At 50.0% G+C, this 16448-nt stretch carries 16 protein-coding genes; 9 read left to right on the forward strand and 7 right to left on the reverse strand.

Annotated features, from left to right (window positions below; translation table 11 throughout):
- Nucleotides 1–245: 245 nt before the first annotated feature.
- The gene (locus C6Y40_RS02560; protein ID WP_105933195.1) at nt 246–788 is read right to left on the reverse strand and encodes a glutathione peroxidase; all 543 of its coding nucleotides are present in this window, start codon (nt 786–788) and stop codon (nt 246–248) included.
- Between the two features lie 176 nt (nt 789–964).
- On the opposite strand from C6Y40_RS02560, the gene C6Y40_RS02565 reads away from it, so the two are divergent.
- Nucleotides 965–3445, forward strand: a complete 2481-nt coding sequence (locus tag C6Y40_RS02565) for a S9 family peptidase (protein ID WP_105933196.1) — start codon at nt 965–967, stop codon at nt 3443–3445.
- An 8-nt stretch (nt 3446–3453) separates the two neighbouring features.
- Here C6Y40_RS02565 and rrtA read toward each other — a convergent pair whose 3' ends face one another.
- Complete coding sequence (gene rrtA / locus C6Y40_RS02570) at nt 3454–4065, reverse strand: rhombosortase (protein WP_105933261.1); 612 nt, start codon at nt 4063–4065, stop codon at nt 3454–3456.
- An 86-nt stretch (nt 4066–4151) separates the two neighbouring features.
- Here rrtA and C6Y40_RS02575 point away from each other — a divergent pair, with 86 nt between their 5' ends.
- Both C6Y40_RS02575 and ggt read left to right on the forward strand, forming a co-directional pair.
- Entirely contained in the window at nt 4152–4916 is a 765-nt protein-coding gene (locus C6Y40_RS02575; protein WP_105933197.1) for an enoyl-CoA hydratase, read from the forward strand.
- A 14-nt stretch (nt 4917–4930) separates the two neighbouring features.
- Nucleotides 4931–6697: a gamma-glutamyltransferase gene (gene ggt, locus C6Y40_RS02580; protein WP_420836921.1), complete on the forward strand. Its 1767-nt coding sequence runs from the start codon at nt 4931–4933 to the stop codon at nt 6695–6697.
- Nucleotides 6698–6799: 102 nt separating this feature from the next.
- Here the strand turns inward: ggt and C6Y40_RS02585 are convergent, their stop codons facing one another.
- Entirely contained in the window at nt 6800–8077 is a 1278-nt protein-coding gene (locus C6Y40_RS02585) for an O-acetylhomoserine aminocarboxypropyltransferase/cysteine synthase family protein (protein WP_105933198.1), read from the reverse strand.
- A gap of 249 nt (nt 8078–8326) precedes the next feature.
- On the opposite strand from C6Y40_RS02585, the gene C6Y40_RS02590 reads away from it, so the two are divergent.
- Complete coding sequence (locus C6Y40_RS02590; protein ID WP_105933199.1) at nt 8327–8713, forward strand: c-type cytochrome; 387 nt, start codon at nt 8327–8329, stop codon at nt 8711–8713.
- A gap of 46 nt (nt 8714–8759) precedes the next feature.
- On the opposite strand, the gene C6Y40_RS02595 is transcribed toward C6Y40_RS02590, so the two are convergent.
- Nucleotides 8760–9215: a hypothetical protein gene (locus tag C6Y40_RS02595; protein ID WP_105933200.1), complete on the reverse strand. Its 456-nt coding sequence runs from the start codon at nt 9213–9215 to the stop codon at nt 8760–8762.
- Nucleotides 9216–9332: 117 nt separating this feature from the next.
- On the reverse strand, nt 9333–10298 hold the full coding sequence (gene cysK, locus C6Y40_RS02600; protein WP_105933201.1) for a cysteine synthase A: 966 nt from the start codon (nt 10296–10298) through the stop codon (nt 9333–9335).
- A gap of 181 nt (nt 10299–10479) precedes the next feature.
- Here cysK and C6Y40_RS02605 point away from each other — a divergent pair, with 181 nt between their 5' ends.
- The 5 genes from C6Y40_RS02605 (at nt 10480) to C6Y40_RS02625 (ending at nt 15148) form a co-directional block, all read left to right on the forward strand.
- The gene (locus tag C6Y40_RS02605) at nt 10480–11316 is read left to right on the forward strand and encodes an AAA family ATPase (RefSeq protein ID WP_105933202.1); all 837 of its coding nucleotides are present in this window, start codon (nt 10480–10482) and stop codon (nt 11314–11316) included.
- Entirely contained in the window at nt 11316–12494 is a 1179-nt protein-coding gene (locus C6Y40_RS02610; protein WP_105933203.1) for a vWA domain-containing protein, read from the forward strand. Before C6Y40_RS02605 ends, C6Y40_RS02610 begins: the two co-directional genes overlap by 1 nt.
- Before the next feature lie 66 nt (nt 12495–12560).
- The gene (locus C6Y40_RS02615) at nt 12561–13769 is read left to right on the forward strand and encodes an RDD family protein (protein WP_240621829.1); all 1209 of its coding nucleotides are present in this window, start codon (nt 12561–12563) and stop codon (nt 13767–13769) included.
- A complete protein-coding gene (locus tag C6Y40_RS02620; protein WP_105933204.1) occupies nt 13766–14347 on the forward strand; it encodes a nucleotidyltransferase family protein in 582 nt (193 codons plus the stop codon). Before C6Y40_RS02615 ends, C6Y40_RS02620 begins: the two co-directional genes overlap by 4 nt.
- A 30-nt stretch (nt 14348–14377) precedes the next feature.
- Complete coding sequence (locus C6Y40_RS02625) at nt 14378–15148, forward strand: rhomboid family intramembrane serine protease (protein ID WP_105933205.1); 771 nt, start codon at nt 14378–14380, stop codon at nt 15146–15148.
- Here the strand turns inward: C6Y40_RS02625 and C6Y40_RS02630 are convergent.
- Nucleotides 15145–15771 carry a MarC family protein gene (locus tag C6Y40_RS02630; RefSeq protein WP_105933206.1) on the reverse strand — a complete coding sequence of 209 codons (627 nt, stop codon included), beginning with the start codon at nt 15769–15771 and terminating at the stop codon, nt 15145–15147. The genes C6Y40_RS02625 and C6Y40_RS02630 overlap by 4 nt on opposite strands.
- A gap of 3 nt (nt 15772–15774) precedes the next feature.
- Nucleotides 15775–16377: a methyltransferase family protein gene (locus C6Y40_RS02635; protein WP_105933207.1), complete on the reverse strand. Its 603-nt coding sequence runs from the start codon at nt 16375–16377 to the stop codon at nt 15775–15777.
- Nucleotides 16378–16448 lie beyond the last annotated feature (71 nt).

Genomic DNA, 16448 nt, shown 5'->3' on the forward strand with positions numbered 1-16448 from the left:
CCTTGTAATAATTCGTTTTTACAATGAGTGAGGAAAGTAGGGCTGATTATTCAAACAAAGAAGACAAAAATATTTGCAACAATTTGTGAAAAAGTTTGAACTTTAGATCAATGCGAGGGACTAACTCTATGCAACTAGCAATTACGGGTTTTAATGTGTGAACCCCCGATTGTTTAAGTGTGTTCCAAGTTGAGTGTGCATATTAGCCCCGCAGTTTGCGGGGCTTTTTTTATGCGCGTAGAAAATTACATGGCTAATGCTTTTTCAACGTCACCGCGTAGTTCTTTATCAGAAGGTTTTACTGAGCTCTTGTAGTGCTTAACGATTTTACCGTTCTTATCTACCAGATACTTATTGAAGTTCCAGCTTGGCTCCTCACCGGTGGCTTTGGCCAGGATGCGATACAGCGGATCGGCATCATCACCCTTCACATGGGTCGGCTCAAACATCGGGAATTCCACACCGTAGGTTAACTCGCAAAGTTCGGCGGTTTTACCTTCGTCGTCGTCTTCCTGATTAAAATCGTGGGATGGAAAGCCCAGTACCACAAAATCGTCGTCCTTCAGCTCATCATACATAGCTTCAAGGCCTTCAAACTGTGGAGTAAAGCCACAGTAACTGGCAGTGTTAACAATCAACAGGGTTTTGCCCTGGTATTCGCTGCACAAATTTACGGTTTCCTGAGAATTGAGTTTACGTTTCATGAACTTTAATACGTCAGGGCAGCTGTTTGCCTGCGCGAATAAAGGAAGCGTACTGAATAACAATGCGCCAACTAGTTTTTTCATTGCTTTATTCCTGTTGTTAGGGGTTAACACCAATACTGTCCGGGCGGGTAGGTTGGATCAATTTATCCGTAGTACGCTTAACGAGACCAGCGTGTGAAAAACAAGGACAAATGTCTACTTCCCGCATAGATAGCTGGCTATAATGGGCACGAATTTATAACGAAGTAAATAATAATATGCGACATACTCTAATTAAAAGCAGTGTTTTACTGGGCTTGAGTGTTGTAGTTGCAGCCTGCGACAGTACCGCGCCGGAAGCCGTTACGACAGAACCCATCACCAATGTTAGTCAGTTTGCCAGGGTGATTAAACCCGAGGCTCCACAGGCAACGCTGGTAAATGACAGTATTACCCTCGAGCAGATTATGGCCGACCCAAAGTGGCTTGGTCGCCAGCCGCAGAGTCCGGGGTTTGGCCTGGATGGCAGCGTGGTTTATTCCCGCAAGCAGGAAGATACCCAGCTCTATGATGTGTTTCGAATTAACGAGCAGGGCGAGTCGGTAAAAGTTGCGCCTGAGGTGCTACACAAATACAAGTCTGATGAAAAGGCCACCAGCCGTGACGGTCAATACACCGCCTGGAAATACGAAGACAGCGTGTTTGTGCAAATGCCTGATGGTGAGATTGTCCGGGTAACCTATGGTCAGCCGCTGAGCAATATCGGCTTTTTAACCGATAACCGGTTATTTGCGCGGTTATACAATACCTACATCGCTATTGATCTAACCAGCGGTCAGCAGGAAAAACTGCTGAGCTGGGAGTTTGCTGATGTGCCTAGCGCCAACAAACCACCTAAAGATTTTGTTGCTGCTGAACAGCAGTCGCTGATCCAGTACATTCAGGTACAACGCAAAAATCGCAGCGATAAGTTCGCTCAGGAGCAGGTGATGCGCGCGCATAGCCCGGCAGTTGCACCGGCGCCGGTGTATTTTGATGACAGTGAGCGTTTGGTCGCCGCGGAGTTATCGCCCAGTGGTAAACATGCGATCATTGTGACCACCAAAAAAGGCAGTAGCCGTGATGACTCGGACATTATGCCGCATTATATTCAGGAAGATGGTCGCATTGCCGCAATCAGTGTGCGTCAGCGGGTTGCTGATGCCAAGCCGGTAACGCAAACCACCTGGCTGGTTGATGTGGCCACAGGAGCCAAACACGAACTCTCGTATGTGGGTTTACCCGGCTACAACGAAGATGTACTGGCCGATGTAAAGCGCGAGAATGCCGCCGCCCGTGGCGAGGAGTACACGGATAACCGGTTGCCTCGTGCAATCGGCCTGCTTAACAGCTGGTCGCGAAGCGGCCCGTCGATCCGCTGGCATCAGGATGGTTCTCAGGTAGCTATGATCCTGGAAGCCTGGGACAACAAAGACAGCTGGATTGTTACCGTTGATCTGGCGGCCAGGAAGCTGGTAACCCAGCTGCGCCAACACGATGATGCGTGGATCAACTACCACCACAACCAGTTTGGCTGGCTGAATCATTCCCATACGCTGTTCTATCAGTCAGAGAAGTCCGGATACAGCCACCTGTATCTGCAACAACCAGGGGAGGCCCCCAAGGCACTTACCAGTGGTCAGTATGTGGTAGATAGCTTAACTGTGACCGAAGACGACCAGTATGTGTATTTTAAAGCCAATAAAAAGCACCCTGGCATTTATGAAATTTATCGGGTCAATACTCAAACCGGCGAGCATCAGGCATTGACTGACCTTAACGGTCTGACCGATTATGTGCTGAGCCCGGATGAACAAACCCTGCTGCTTACCCATTCTACGGTAACCCGTCCACCGGAGTTATATTCAGTGACCGTAAACGGTGATCAGGCCCCGCAGCGACTGACTCACACCATTAGCGAAGCTTTTCTTGCCAAGCCCTGGGTAGCACCGCAGGTGGTGGCGATTGATTCCAGCCATACGGATCAGCCGATTTATGCACGGGTGTATTTACCGGAAGGTTATACCGAAGGTGAGCCACGCCGGGCTGTAGTGTTTAACCACGGGGCAGGCTATCTGCAGAACTCCCACTTGGGTTGGTCTGGTTATTTCCGCGAATTTATGTTCCACAGCTTCCTGGTTAAACAAGGCTACGTAGTACTGGATATGGACTACCGCGCCTCCCGTGGCTACGGTCGCGACTGGCGGACTGCTATCTATCGTCAAATGGGCACGCCGGAGCTGGAAGACCTGCGTGATGGCGTAAACTGGCTGGTAGAGAATGCCAACGTGGATCGCAATCGTATTGGCACCTATGGTGGCTCTTATGGTGGCTTCCTTACCTTTATGGCGATGTTTAATGCTCCGGATCTGTTCCAGGCCGGTGCGGCGCTACGCCCGGTGTCTGACTGGGCGCATTATAACCACGGCTACACCTCTAATATCCTCAATACACCGGATGTTGATCCCATTGCTTATCGCAAAAGCTCGCCAATTTACTTTGCCGAAGGGTTGCAAAAACCGCTGCTGATAAACGCGCCTATGGTGGATAACAACGTATTCTTTGTGGATGTGGTGCGCCTGGTGCAACGCCTGATCGAGCTGGAGAAAACCGACTTTGAAACGGCTATCTACCCGGTAGAGCCGCACGGTTTTGTGCAGCCCAGTTCGTGGCTGGATGAATACCGTCGAATTTACGGGCTATTCGAAGAAAACCTCTAACTATTAAGTTATGCCTTGCGGCGGCTGGCTATAAAGCCTGCTGCAAGGCTGCTTCCCCACATTAAGACAAACAGCAATACGCCACACACCGCGCCGTATAAATGGGCATCAACAGCCACGCTGGCATCAATTAAACTGGCCACATCCTCGCTACTTCCCTGCAACTGTTCAAACAGCAGCTTCGCAGCAACACCGGCCAGTAATAACCAGCCGGAGCGGACTTTATTTAAAATATCCATAAAGGCTCCCCACACAAAAATGCCGTGTAAGGCACCAGAAAGACCAACATACCAGATTAATTGCGGCGACAGAAAGTAAATGCCCAGGCTGGTACCCAACCCACACCAGATAAACAACTTTAAAAAGGTGACCGGGCGATAATGCTCGCCATGCAGCGCCCACAGTAAGGCCAGGCCAACCAGGTTTAATAACAGATGGTAGCCGTTGGTGTGGATGAGGTTGCCACTGATCAGGCGCCAGGTTTCCATGCTTTGCAACGCATAACGGTCATAGGCCAGCAGATCGGTCATCGACTGACCGGCAAAAAAGAAGGCAATGCAAACAATGGCCAGAATTAACGGGCCGAGACTAAACTGTGGTTTTACTGGTAGCGCAACTATCATTGGAATTTATTGTTGATCAAAAGGCTGGGGCGCTATCATAACGAAAATGCCCTACGAAGCCCAATAAAGAGTCGGAGACCATAATGAGCAATATTCTTATCGAAACCCAGGATGCCATTACCACCATCACCTTAAACCGTCCGGAAAAGAAAAATGCCCTGACCCGTGAAATGTATCAGACCATTGCAGACGCCCTGGTTGAGGTTAACCAAACCGAGAGCTGTAAAGTGGTGATTATTCGTGCTGAAGGTGACGTGTTCTGTGCCGGCAACGAAATCGCCGGATTTGCCAATCACGGCGCTGAGCCCCATCTCGCAGAAACCGTCAGCTTTATGAATGCGCTGCTCAACTGTAAAAAAACGGTAGTCGCCGAAGTTTCCGGCAAGGCTGTTGGCATTGGTACCACCATGCTGTTACATTGTGATTTCGTGTATACCCACGGCGAAGCCCAGTTCGTAATGCCTTTTATTAATCTGGGTTTGGTGCCTGAATATGCATCGAGTTATATCCTGCCGCGAATGGCAGGCCGGCGTCGTGCCAGCGAATGGTTATTACTGGGTGAACCCTTTGGTGCTCAGGAAGCCTATCAGTTTGGCATGGTGACCAAAATTGTCGAACCCGAAGCCTTGCGGGACACTGTTAGCAAAGTTGCCGGTAAGCTGGCCGCCAAACCTGCTTACGCTTTGCTGCAGTCAAAAGCACTAATTAATAACGAGGCAGAAGCCATTCACCAGCATATGGATGTTGAGCTGGATGTATTTATTGAAGCCATGGGCACAGAAGCTGCGCAGGAAGCTTTTGATGCATTCCTGCACAAGCGACCAATTAACCCGGAAAAATTTAAATAAGAGGAAGATTCACCTTGAGTCGTAGTCGCACGCGCATTCTTTTTCTGGCAGGGTGCTTAACCCTGTCTTCCAGTTTTCATGCTCTGGCTCAGCAAACCCCGGCACCCCGTGAAGCGGGCGAGCCGGAGGCCGCTACCGGTTATATCGAGAAAAAAGCCCATATCAGTCAGGACTACATGGTGGTTGCTGCCAATCCTTATGCCTCCTGGGCGGGTAAGAACATTATCGAACAGGGCGGTAGTGCCATCGATGCGGCAGTAGCCGTGCAGGCCATGTTAACCCTGGTAGAGCCACAATCGTCTGGTATTGGCGGTGGCGCTTTTATGTTGTACTGGGATAACAAAGCCAAAAAGCTGCACACTTTCGACGGCCGCGAAATGGCCCCGGCAGGAGTGAATGCCTACTGGTTTATGGAACACGGTAAGCCCATGAAATGGCTGGATGCGGTGGTTGGCGGTAAGTCAGTTGGCGTACCGGGCGCACTCAAGGCGTTAGAAACGGCTCACGGCCAGTTTGGTAAACTCGACTGGCCGGTATTGTTCCGCGACGCTATTAATACCTCAGAAGAGGGATTTAAGGTATCCAAGCGGCTGGAAAAACTGGTCACCATGGCCGAACAGTACCACAAGGGCATGAAAACCTTTCCCAGCACGGCAACCTACTTTTACCCGGCAGGCAAGCCACTAAAGGCTGGTACTACGAAAAAGAATCAGGCGTTAGGCAAAACCTTGCGCAATATTGCAGAGCAGGGCGCAGATTATATGTACACCGGCGAGCTGGCAGCAAAAATTGCGAAAGCTGTGCAAGGCGTAGAAATTAACCCTGGTGCGTTAACCGCCGAGGATATGGCCAATTACAAAGCGATTGAGCGCAACGGTGTGTGCGGTGAGTACCGTAGTAAGCAAATCTGCGGCATGGCGCCACCCAGTTCAGGAGGCATCAACGTTTTTCAGGTACTTAAACTGTTGGAAGGCTTTGATTTATCTGAATACCCCATCGACAGCGTAGAATTTGCCAATCTGTATACGCAGGCGAGCGCCTTAGCCTATGCCGATCGGGAAAAATACATTGCCGACAGTGACTTTACCAATCTGCCTTACGGGGCGTTGATTAACGAAGGTTACCTGCATCGCCGCGCCGAGAGCATTAAGGTTGATAAGCCGTGGCGCTTTGCTCGCCCCGGTGAACCGTTTTCTACCCAGGTCAGCCAGGGTAGCTCTCTGGAACAGCCGAATACCAGCCACTTTGTTATCGTTGATAAAGAGGGGAACGCGGTATCCATGACTACCAGTATCGAGTTTATGTTTGGTTCGGGCATTATGGTTGACGGCTTTTTGCTAAATAACCAGTTAACCGACTTCTCATTCTCGCCATCGATGAACCGCTTCCCGGTACCTAACCGGGTAGAGCCACACAAACGTCCGCGCAGTGCCATGAGTCCTACCATGGTATTTAACGATCAGGGCGAGCTTGAAATTCTGGTGGGTTCACCAGGCGGTAGCCGTATTGTGAGCTATGTGGCACAAACCCTGATTGGTGTGATTGACTACAACCTGGATATTCAGCAGGCCATTAACCTGCCGAAGATCACCAATCGTAACGATTACACTGCGCTGGAAAAAGGCACGCCAATAGAAGCCCTGCAGGGCCCATTGGAAGCGCTTGGCCATAAAGTCAAAGTAGTCGACCTGAACAGTGGTCTGCACGGTATACAGGTAACCAAAAAAGGCTATGTGGGCGGCGCCGATCCGCGACGTGAAGGCGTTGCAGTAGGCAAATGATACTTCGTTTTTAAGGTACGTCAGATATAACAAAGGCCGGTAAGCATCACTTACCGGCCTTTTTTAACTCTGAATCGCCTTATTCAGCAGGCGGCTCCTTTACTAGGCGCTAACGGCGTTCAGTGCTTGTTCAACATCGGCAATGATGTCGTCGATGTTTTCAATGCCCACTGAAATTCGAACCAGATCGGCGCTTACCCCGGCACTGGCTAACTCTTCTTCGTTTAACTGACGGTGTGTGGTAGTGGCCGGGTGACAGGCCAGTGACTTGGCGTCGCCGATGTTTACCAGGCGCAAAATCATCTGCAGCGCATCAATAAACTGTGCGCCGGCTTCACGGCCGCCCTCAATACCAAAACTTAAGATGCCTGATGCCTTACCGCCGGTGATTTTCTCGCAGGTGGCGCGATAGGGGCTATCGGCCAGGCCGGCATAGTTTACCCAGCTGACTTTTTCGTGGTTACTCAGGTAGGCGGCCAGTTTTTCGGCGTTCTCGCAGTGGCGCTCCATACGCAGGCACAGGGTTTCAAGTCCCTGCAGGATCTGAAAGGCATTCATCGGGCTGATAGCTGCGCCGGTGTTACGCAGTGGTACTACCCGGCAACGGCCAATGTAGGCCGCAGGACCAAGGGCCTCGGTATACACCACACCATGATAGGACGGATCAGGCTCATTCAGCACGGCAAAACGTTCTTTATTGGCAGCCCAGTCAAACTTACCGCTATCCACAATGATGCCGCCCACGCTGGTACCGTGGCCGCCAATGTACTTGGTGAGACTGTGCACCACTATATCTGCGCCCAGTTCAAAGGGGCGACACAAAACAGGCGTAGCAACGGTGTTATCAACGATCACCGGCACACCATGTTTATGAGCAATTTCGGCCAGTTTCTGAATATCCACCACGTTACCGGCGGGGTTACCGATAGACTCACAAAAAACGGCTTTGGTGTTTTCATCAATGGCTTTGTCAAAGCCATCGTAATCGTCGTGAGAGACCATTTTTACCTGCACGCCCTGGCGGGGCAACGTATGGGCAAACAGGTTATAGGTACCACCGTAAAGCTGACTGGTACTCACGATATTGCTACCTACTTCACAGATTGCCTGCAGTGCGTAGGTGATGGCTGCCATACCCGAGGCCAGTGCCAGCGCACCAATACCACCTTCCATTGCCGCCACGCGTTCTTCCAGTACCGCCGTGGTGGGGTTCATGATGCGGGTATAAATGTTGCCCGCCACCTTAAGATCAAATAAGTCAGCGCCATGCTGCGTATCGTCAAAGGTGTAGGAAGTGGTTTGATAAATCGGTACAGCCGCTGCTTTGGTAGTGGCTTCAGACTCATAGCCGTGGTGCAGTGCAATGGATTCTAATTTCATAGTGATAAATATCCTGAGGTGTCCTGATTAAAACTCGGTCAATATCATGGTTTATGTCACCTATGCCTGCAACAAGTATTTTACATTTACCGGCTGATTAACCGCTTACTCTGCTGAATTCATTGATCTAAATCAGGCGGTGTTCAAACCAGTACTTTGGGAGGATTGTTGCAGAAATCCACTGTACCTATGCTTGATACCAGACACGCTTTTTCGTTCACAGAACGAGACTAAAATGAGGAAATACCCATGAAAAAATCAGTAGTTTTGATGGCAATTGGTGCAGCGCTGATGGCAAACGGTCTGGCAGCAAAAGAAACTGAGTCACAGGACGTTAAAATGATCAATCTGGCTCATCAGAGTGGTTGCGTTACCTGCCACTCAATCGCCAGTGGCGGCAGTGGCCCGGCAGGCTTAAAGCCGATTGGCCCGGCGTGGCAGGACGTGGCGAAAAAATACAGTGACGTAGAGAATGCTCAGGAAGCGCTGGTCACTACTGTTCTGAATGGTTCAAGCCCCTATGCCAGCCACTGGAAAGGTGAGGTAAGTGGTTTTGCGATGCCACCCAATTCAGTGGTCATCAACAAAGAACAGGCTAATGAGCTGGTGGGCTGGATCCTGCACTTAGCCGATTAATCACTATCGATAGACAATTACGGTCCCGGCCAGCCCGGGATCGTGGTTATAAAAAGGGATCAGCCTGAATTTTATCGACCTTCCACTGACCGCTCACTTTCTTAAGCTCCAGCGTACGTAAATCCTCGACTTTATCGCCGTTATACTGACCAGAAAAAAACAGCGTAACATTAGCGTTGTCGGCATATTCGGTTCGGCCAACCGACTGACTGGTTTGTGGAGTCACTTCTACTGTATCATATTTAAGGTTAAATACATGGCGCTGAACATTGTTCTGGGTGTGATAGCGTTTCAGGATCCGGGCCATTCGATCGGTACTTAACTCTACCGCACGGTCAAGGTTTTCATCCAGGTACACGCCACGAATAAACATTACCGCGGTATATTCCGGGGTGTTTTCATCGAGCATACCGTAACGGCCAATGCGCTCTTCTTTCTCGCAGGCGCTGAGCAGGAAAATAGCAATAAAAGAGATAATAAATAAACGAAAGCGTAACGGCATAAAGATAACCACCGGTATTAATCAGTGCCTTACTGTAACTTTAGTCTATTTATTTGGCAAACGGATAAAAAAACGGGGCCATGAAGCCCCGTTTCTGATTGATTATAGAGTAATCAATTACTGTACTTCTTCCTGATCGCCAAAGGCGCCAGCGAATAGTGGGCTGGACAGATAACGCTCGGTACCACTGGCAAGCAGCACTACCACGATCTTGTCTTTGTTCTCAGGACGCTCAGCAAAGCGCTTGGCGGCAACCACAGCTGCACCAGAAGAAATACCCGCCAGGATACCTTCTTCTTTCATCAGGCGGTGAGCCATTTCCATACACTCATCGTTGCTGACCTGTTCTACTTCGTCTACCAGATCAAGGTCGAGGTTACCCGGAATAAAGCCGGCACCGATACCCTGAATCTTGTGTGGTCCCGGCGTCAGTTCTTCACCAGCTTTCGCTTGCGTGATAACCGGCGAATCAGTCGGTTCTACCGCTACAGAGGTAATTGCTTTACCCTGTGTGTTCTTGATGTAACGGCTAACACCGGTAATGGTACCGCCGGTACCCACGCCTGCTACAAACGCGTCAACTTTACCGTCGGTGGCTTCCCAGATCTCCGGACCGGTGGTTTTTTCGTGAATTTCCGGGTTGGCCGGGTTTTCAAATTGTTGCAGTAATACGTACTTATCCGGGTTGGAATCAACAATTTCCTGCGCGGCGGCAACGGCACCTTTCATGCCTTTAGGCGCTTCGGTAAGTACCAGGTTAGCACCCAGGGCTTTAAGCAGCTTACGGCGTTCAAGGCTCATGCTTGAAGGCATGGTCAGGGTGATTTTATAACCACGGGCCGCGGCGACGAATGCCAGCGCAATACCGGTGTTACCACTGGTTGGCTCAACAATTTCTTTGCCTTCGGTGAGAACACCGCGTTTTTCGGCATCCCAAATCATGTTAGCGCCAATACGGCACTTAACCGAGAAACTTGGGTTACGGGATTCAATTTTTGCGTATACGTTACCGCCAGTCACGCGCTTTAGCTTCACGAGTGGCGTATTACCAATGGCCAGTGAATTATCTTCAAATACTTGCATGGTTATTCCTTTTGTTTGTCTTGGCTCCAGCGCGCTTTTGTTCAGGCTGACAAATCTCACAGAGATTATTGGTGGAGCTTATTTGGTTACCCTTATATCATTGTTATTAAGTCATAAAATGCAAAGTGATTTTTGCTATATGATATGGTTATTTTAATGGTTAAACGAAATAAGGATCCTAATGGCATTTCAAGGCACCGACAGTTATATCGCCAGCAATGACCTGCAACTGGCAGTAAATGCGGCAATTACCCTGGAACGACCCCTGTTAATTAAAGGCGAGCCGGGCACGGGCAAAACCTTGCTGGCCGAGGAACTGGCGGCCAGCTTAGGCACGGATTTAATTCAGTGGCACATCAAATCCACCACCAAAGCACAGCAGGGCCTGTACGAATATGACGCGGTGTCGCGCCTGCGTGACTCGCAGTTAGGCGATGATCGGGTGCACGACATCGGCAATTACATTGTAAAAGGTAAATTATGGGAGGCCTTTGAGGCCGAAAAACGCCCGGTGTTGCTGATTGACGAAATAGACAAAGCTGATATTGAATTTCCTAACGATCTGCTGCTTGAGCTGGATAAGATGGAATTCTACGTATATGAGACCCAGCAGCGCATTAAAGCGGCTATCCGGCCCATTGTGGTGATTACCTCCAATAATGAAAAAGAACTGCCTGACGCGTTTCTGCGGCGTTGTTTCTTCCATTACATTAAATTTCCAACGCCAGACGAAATGCGCCAGATTGTGGAAGTGCATTTTCCCAAGATTAAATCACGCTTGTTAGAGGAAGCGTTAACGTCGTTCTTTAAACTGCGGGATATTCCGGGCCTTAAGAAAAAGCCCTCTACCTCTGAACTGATTGACTGGCTGAAATTGCTGGTGGCCGAAGATATTCCGCCCGAGGCGCTGCAAGACAAAGAGGGTAAAACCAGTATTCCGCCGTTATATGGCGCTTTGCTTAAAAACGAGCAGGATATCCACTTGTTCGAAAAACTGGTCTTTATGGCACGTCGCTAATGCTGGTCGATTTCTTTTTTACGCTCAGACGCTATGGGGTAAAAACCAGCCTGCGCGAGCTGCTGGATTTAATCCGGGCACTGGAGCAGAAGGTAATTTTTGCTGATGTGGCGGCGTTTTATCATTTAGCCCGCATTACGTTGGTAAAGGACGAGTCCCAGTTTGATAAATATGACCGGGCGTTTGCCAGTTATTTTGAAGGGGTGGAAGCCATCGATTTGTTTGGTGCAAGCATCGATGAAGACTGGCTGCGCAAGGAATTTGAAAAACGTTTATCGGCCGAAGAACGCGAAAAGTTACGCCAGGAAGGCGGCCTCGATGAGCTGATGAAAAAGCTTCGTGAACGGCTCGACGAACAGAAAAAACGCCACGCCGGTGGGAATAAATGGGTTGGCACCGGTGGTACCAGCCCGTTTGGTGCCTATGGTGATAACCCGGAAGGCGTGCGTATAGGGCAGGACGGAAATCGCCGTTTTTCAGCCGTAAAGGTCTGGGACAAAAGGGAATTTAAGAATCTCGATGGTAATGCAGAGCTGGGTACGCGTAACCTTAAAATGGCCCTTCGCAAGTTACGCCAGTTCGCCCGCGGTGCAGCCAGCGAGGAATTAGACATCTCCTCCACCATTTCCAACACGGCAAAACAGGGTGGCCTGCTCGATATCCATATGCGCCCGGAGCGGCACAACGCCGTTAAGGTATTAATGTTCTTTGATATTGGCGGTTCCATGGACAGTTATATCAAAGGCGTTGAGGAATTGTTCTCGGCCGTTCACGCCGAGTTTAAATACCTTGATTACTATTATTTTCACAACTGTGTGTATGAATCGGTGTGGAAAGATAATGCCCGGCGCGATAATGAGCGCATGGAAGTGTGGGATGTCATTCATAAATACGGCCCCGACTGCAAGGTGATTTTTGTGGGTGATGCCACCATGGGACCTTACGAGATTGCTTATCCCGGCGGTAGCGTTGAACACTGGAATGAAGAGCCGGGCGCGACCTGGTTAAACCGGATTACCAGTCATTTTAGTCACTGCATCTGGCTCAACCCGCAGCCGCAGCAATACTGGGAATATTATCAGTCGGTGGCGCTGATCAAACAATTAATGGCAGACAAGATGTTCCCGTTAACTTTACAGGGCTTATCCGACGGCATTTCAGCGTTGCAAAAAAAGTAACAATTTGAATTTTGCTCAACGCGGCAATAAGAGTATAAATAGAATAACAATAAGGGAAACAGTGACATGACAGTCGAAGCATCAGAGCCATTACCTGATACCACCAAGCAGCAAACCGAAGCGCCGGAGTCGTTGAGCGCTAAGGAAACCCGCGAAATTGTAACGCCATATGCGTTTGGGGTTGCCGATGAACTGCTCGGGCAGCCCCTGGCATCGCCTATGCGGCGTTTGATTGCCCAGTGTGTAGATGTCTCCCTTGTCGTGCTGCTAAGTACAGCTCACGCGCTGGTACTGGCCTTTTTTGTGGCAATTACGTTTTTCCGGGCCGGTAAACACCTGGCTGAGGGTGAGAAAAATCGTAGCTTTGCCAGGAAAATGTTGCGCTTCAGTGCAGCTTGTTTACTGTTCTTTGTTACTTTTGTGGTAGTGGAATCCTACAACGCAGCACCGCCAATTAAAGAAATTTCACGTGATTCAACGTTGGCATCTTCGGTGCTGAATATGGCACAAAAATATGCCTGGCAAAGTTGTAAGGGGGAGTTTAGCTGTTACAGCGAAGTTGCCGCAGGCTTTGGTGAGGCATACGGTACCACCGGCGATACCGAGCAGGAGGCTATCGCCGTGTTTGATGGGTTTATAGCCGATAAGGCTCTGACCGAAGCGCAGCAAACCGAATTACGCGAGCTGTTTGTGGCCGAGTTTACTCAGAGTAAGGCTTCCAATGCAGGCAGCGAAGCGGTAAACGACGAAGTGCAGGAGGCCATCAGGGCAGGGCTGAACGCAGGTTCAATGGGAGTAATAGACCCCGACCAGGCTGAAACTTCGCCAACGCCAGAGAAGGTATCTGAACCGGCAGACGAACCGGTGTTAAAACTTGGCCTGGGAAAAGATAACGACACTGCGAAAACCAACAGTTTGATCAGCTGGGTAGATGGTATTATCAAAGATCTCGGCCTCGGTTTTGGTTGGGCTGCGCTGTATTACAGTGTGCTAACAGCGTGGTGGCGTGGCCATACCATTGGCAAGCGCATCATGCGCATCAAAGTTGTCAAGCTTGATGGCAGCCCGCTGAATTTATTTGAAAGTTTTGGCCGCTATGGTGGTTATACCGCCGGCATCGCCACCGGTTTACTGGGATTTTTACAGATATTCTGGGATCCTAACCGCCAGACCATTCAGGATAAAATTGCTGAAACCCTGGTGTTGTATCGTCCGCCCGGCGCCGTGCCTATTCCTCAGTTAATTAGTGAACATCACGAGCCGGAGCAGGCATGACCCTGCGACTGGCACTGTTAGCTGCTGGCTGTGCCAGCCGTTATGGCGGCAACAAGTTACTCGCAGTGCACCCGGCCAGTCAGCAACCGCTACTTCACCATGTCATTAGTGAATATATAAAAGCAGGGTTCACAGATATCGTAGTGCTTACCGGCTATTGGCATAACGCTATTTGTGAAACACTGCCCACCGGCGTTACCCACCACTATGTAGACGACTGGCAGGAGGGAATGGCTGCCAGTGTGCGCACGGCTGCAGCGCTTGATTTAACAGGTTACGATGGACTAATGATTGGGCTTGGCGATCAGGCCGGTATCAGTGCAGAATTAATCAGCTCACTGACGACAGACTATGCCAGCAACCCGGTTATCACGGCTACAAACTGCCAGGGGATCATTGGCCCGCCAGTCATATTTCCACCCCAATCACTAACTGTACTAAACCAACTACAAGGCGATAGCGGTGCCGGTAAGTATCTCAGAAAGCTGGCGTTAGTGTCTCCCGACAGCATTCAGACCAAGCGTATTAACTCGTTGACCGACATCGATTATCCGGCTGATTGGCAAAAGCTCGATTGATTTATCAGAACCCAGCCCTATATCTGGAGAATGAATCAAGCCAAATCAAATTATGCATTAAGCTCTGCCATCCTGCCGGTGGTAATAGCCGTTGCGCTGCTCTGGGTAATCCAGTCGGCAGGGGTATTGTTTGAGCTGCCGTTAAATGTGCTGGGTGTTATTCCGCATGACTGGAGCCGGTTGTACGGGGTAGTCACTTCAGCACTGGTACATGGCTCTTATGAACATTTGTTTAATAACACGCTGCCGCTTATCGTACTGGGCGCCATGCTGCGCTATGGCTACCCCAATTCCCGTTTAAAAGTACTGATATTTGCCTGGGTAGGTTCGGGGCTGGGCGTGTGGTTGTTTGGCCGCGAATCGGTGCATCTGGGCGCCAGTGGTGTTAGTCACGGCTTGTTCTTCTTTTTATTTACGGTGAGCTTGCTGCGCAAAGACAAGCGTTCGGTAGCGCTGATGATGATCGCCTTTTTTATGTACGGCGGCATGATCATGTCGATCTTCCCTCGCGATCCCGGCATTTCTTACGAAGCCCATTTCTTTGGTGCATTAGGTGGCGTAGTGGCAGCCCTGATATTCTGGCGCCATGATCCTAAACTGGCCGAAAAACACTATCAGTGGCAGGATGAAGTGCCGGAGCGGGATGATCCGGTTATTGGCGATTTATGGCGGCAGGCTCGTTATCCCGAAGGGCCTGCGGAGCCGGCTAAGTCAGACGCTGACCCCGAGTACAGAGACCGGACAGGGCACGATGGGGCGCATCACAACATCGACCGCCACGGCCATCACCGCTATCACTAACTGACAGCGGTCACACTTAGACCAAAATAATCACTGATCCCGGCCAGAATATTGGTGGTAGCCAATGAGGCCAGAATAAATCCCATCACACGGCTGATGATACTGGCACCGGCACTGCCAATAAGCCGGATAATAACCGACGATGCCAACATAAGTACCAGCGTAATCAACAGCACAATCATCATCATGGCGGCCGTCTGCGCCTGTTCCCACAGCGTATACACGTTATTTTTGGTAAGCAGCACTGCCGCCAGCATGGCGCCGGGACTGGCGATCGATGGCACGGCAATAGGAAAAACGGCAGTTTCACGAATGGTGGCCGCCATCTTAATTTCCTGTTCGGGCTTACTTTCACCAAAAATCATCGTCAGCGCAAAAATAAACAGCACAATGCCACCGGCTATCTGAAAAGCTGCTAACGGTATATGCATCGCGGTTAAGATGATTTCACCGGCAACAATGAAAAACAACAGTATTGCACTGGAAGCCATAAAAGCGATTAGTGCGATAAGGCGGCGTTGTACCGGCGTATGCTGTTTGGTGGCTGCAATAAACACCGGCAGGGTGCCGATGGGGTCGATAACCGCGAAAAAGTAAATAAGTACCGGAATAAAGTCGATCACAGGTTATAACCAGCGCGGCACCAGGTTTTGGTAAGCCAGATAGCGGTCTTTGTAGCGGGCATTTAAAAACACTTCCTCTAATTGCGTTTGCTTTCTAAGTGCTGCCAGTCCAACTAGCATGCACACCAAACTAAACAGACTCGGTAAAGCCAGAAAAAAGCCAACCTGAGCAATGGCAACGCCGATGTAGCCTGGATTACGGCTGATGCTATACAAACCCTGCTCAATCAGGGCGTGGTCGTGATGGTTAACAATGCCACTGCGCCATTGCTTACCCAGTGAGAAATTGGCGCCCACGGCAAGTGCAAAACCAACCAGCAAAAAGCCAGCCCCAGACCATTGCAATGGCACTATGAGCAGCCATTCGAAAGGCACCAGATACTCAAATGCCACTGGCTGGAAGGCAACCACAACCGTTACCAGCCAGATGGTGGCGCGAAAGACTCTGAATGCCAGGTGATTCCACCAATGGCAACTGTAAGTGGGCCCCATAGAAACAACGGGCTGGTGCGTGCGTTTTTTATACAGAATTAGTGCGGTGTAAAATACCGCTACAAAGGTAAAGAAGCCCGCCAGAAAATACCGCAGCAGGAAAAAATCTTCCATACACCACTCCCATGTGAAACTGCATATATGATTACGTAATAATGTCCGGCGTGCAATTCAGGTTAGCCCAA

It is taken from the genome of Marisediminitalea alba, from assembly GCF_002993365.1.
Taxonomy (GTDB): domain Bacteria; phylum Pseudomonadota; class Gammaproteobacteria; order Enterobacterales; family Alteromonadaceae; genus Alteromonas; species Alteromonas alba.

Bases quoted from the DNA above. Each gene is read 5' to 3' on its own strand.
- C6Y40_RS02560 (WP_105933195.1), bottom strand. From the start codon at position 788: ATGAAAAAACTAGTTGGCGCATTGTTATTCAGTACGCTTCCTTTATTC.
- C6Y40_RS02565 (WP_105933196.1), top strand. From the start codon at position 965: ATGCGACATACTCTAATTAAAAGCAGTGTTTTACTGGGCTTGAGTGTT.
- C6Y40_RS02575 (WP_105933197.1), top strand. From the start codon at position 4,152: ATGAGCAATATTCTTATCGAAACCCAGGATGCCATTACCACCATCACC.
- C6Y40_RS02585 (WP_105933198.1), bottom strand. From the start codon at position 8,077: ATGAAATTAGAATCCATTGCACTGCACCACGGCTATGAGTCTGAAGCC.
- C6Y40_RS02590 (WP_105933199.1), top strand. From the start codon at position 8,327: ATGAAAAAATCAGTAGTTTTGATGGCAATTGGTGCAGCGCTGATGGCA.
- C6Y40_RS02595 (WP_105933200.1), bottom strand. From the start codon at position 9,215: ATGCCGTTACGCTTTCGTTTATTTATTATCTCTTTTATTGCTATTTTC.
- cysK (WP_105933201.1), bottom strand. From the start codon at position 10,298: ATGCAAGTATTTGAAGATAATTCACTGGCCATTGGTAATACGCCACTC.
- C6Y40_RS02605 (WP_105933202.1), top strand. From the start codon at position 10,480: ATGGCATTTCAAGGCACCGACAGTTATATCGCCAGCAATGACCTGCAA.
- C6Y40_RS02610 (WP_105933203.1), top strand. From the start codon at position 11,316: ATGCTGGTCGATTTCTTTTTTACGCTCAGACGCTATGGGGTAAAAACC.
- C6Y40_RS02615 (WP_240621829.1), top strand. From the start codon at position 12,561: ATGACAGTCGAAGCATCAGAGCCATTACCTGATACCACCAAGCAGCAA.
- C6Y40_RS02620 (WP_105933204.1), top strand. From the start codon at position 13,766: ATGACCCTGCGACTGGCACTGTTAGCTGCTGGCTGTGCCAGCCGTTAT.
- C6Y40_RS02625 (WP_105933205.1), top strand. From the start codon at position 14,378: ATGAATCAAGCCAAATCAAATTATGCATTAAGCTCTGCCATCCTGCCG.
- C6Y40_RS02635 (WP_105933207.1), bottom strand. From the start codon at position 16,377: ATGGAAGATTTTTTCCTGCTGCGGTATTTTCTGGCGGGCTTCTTTACC.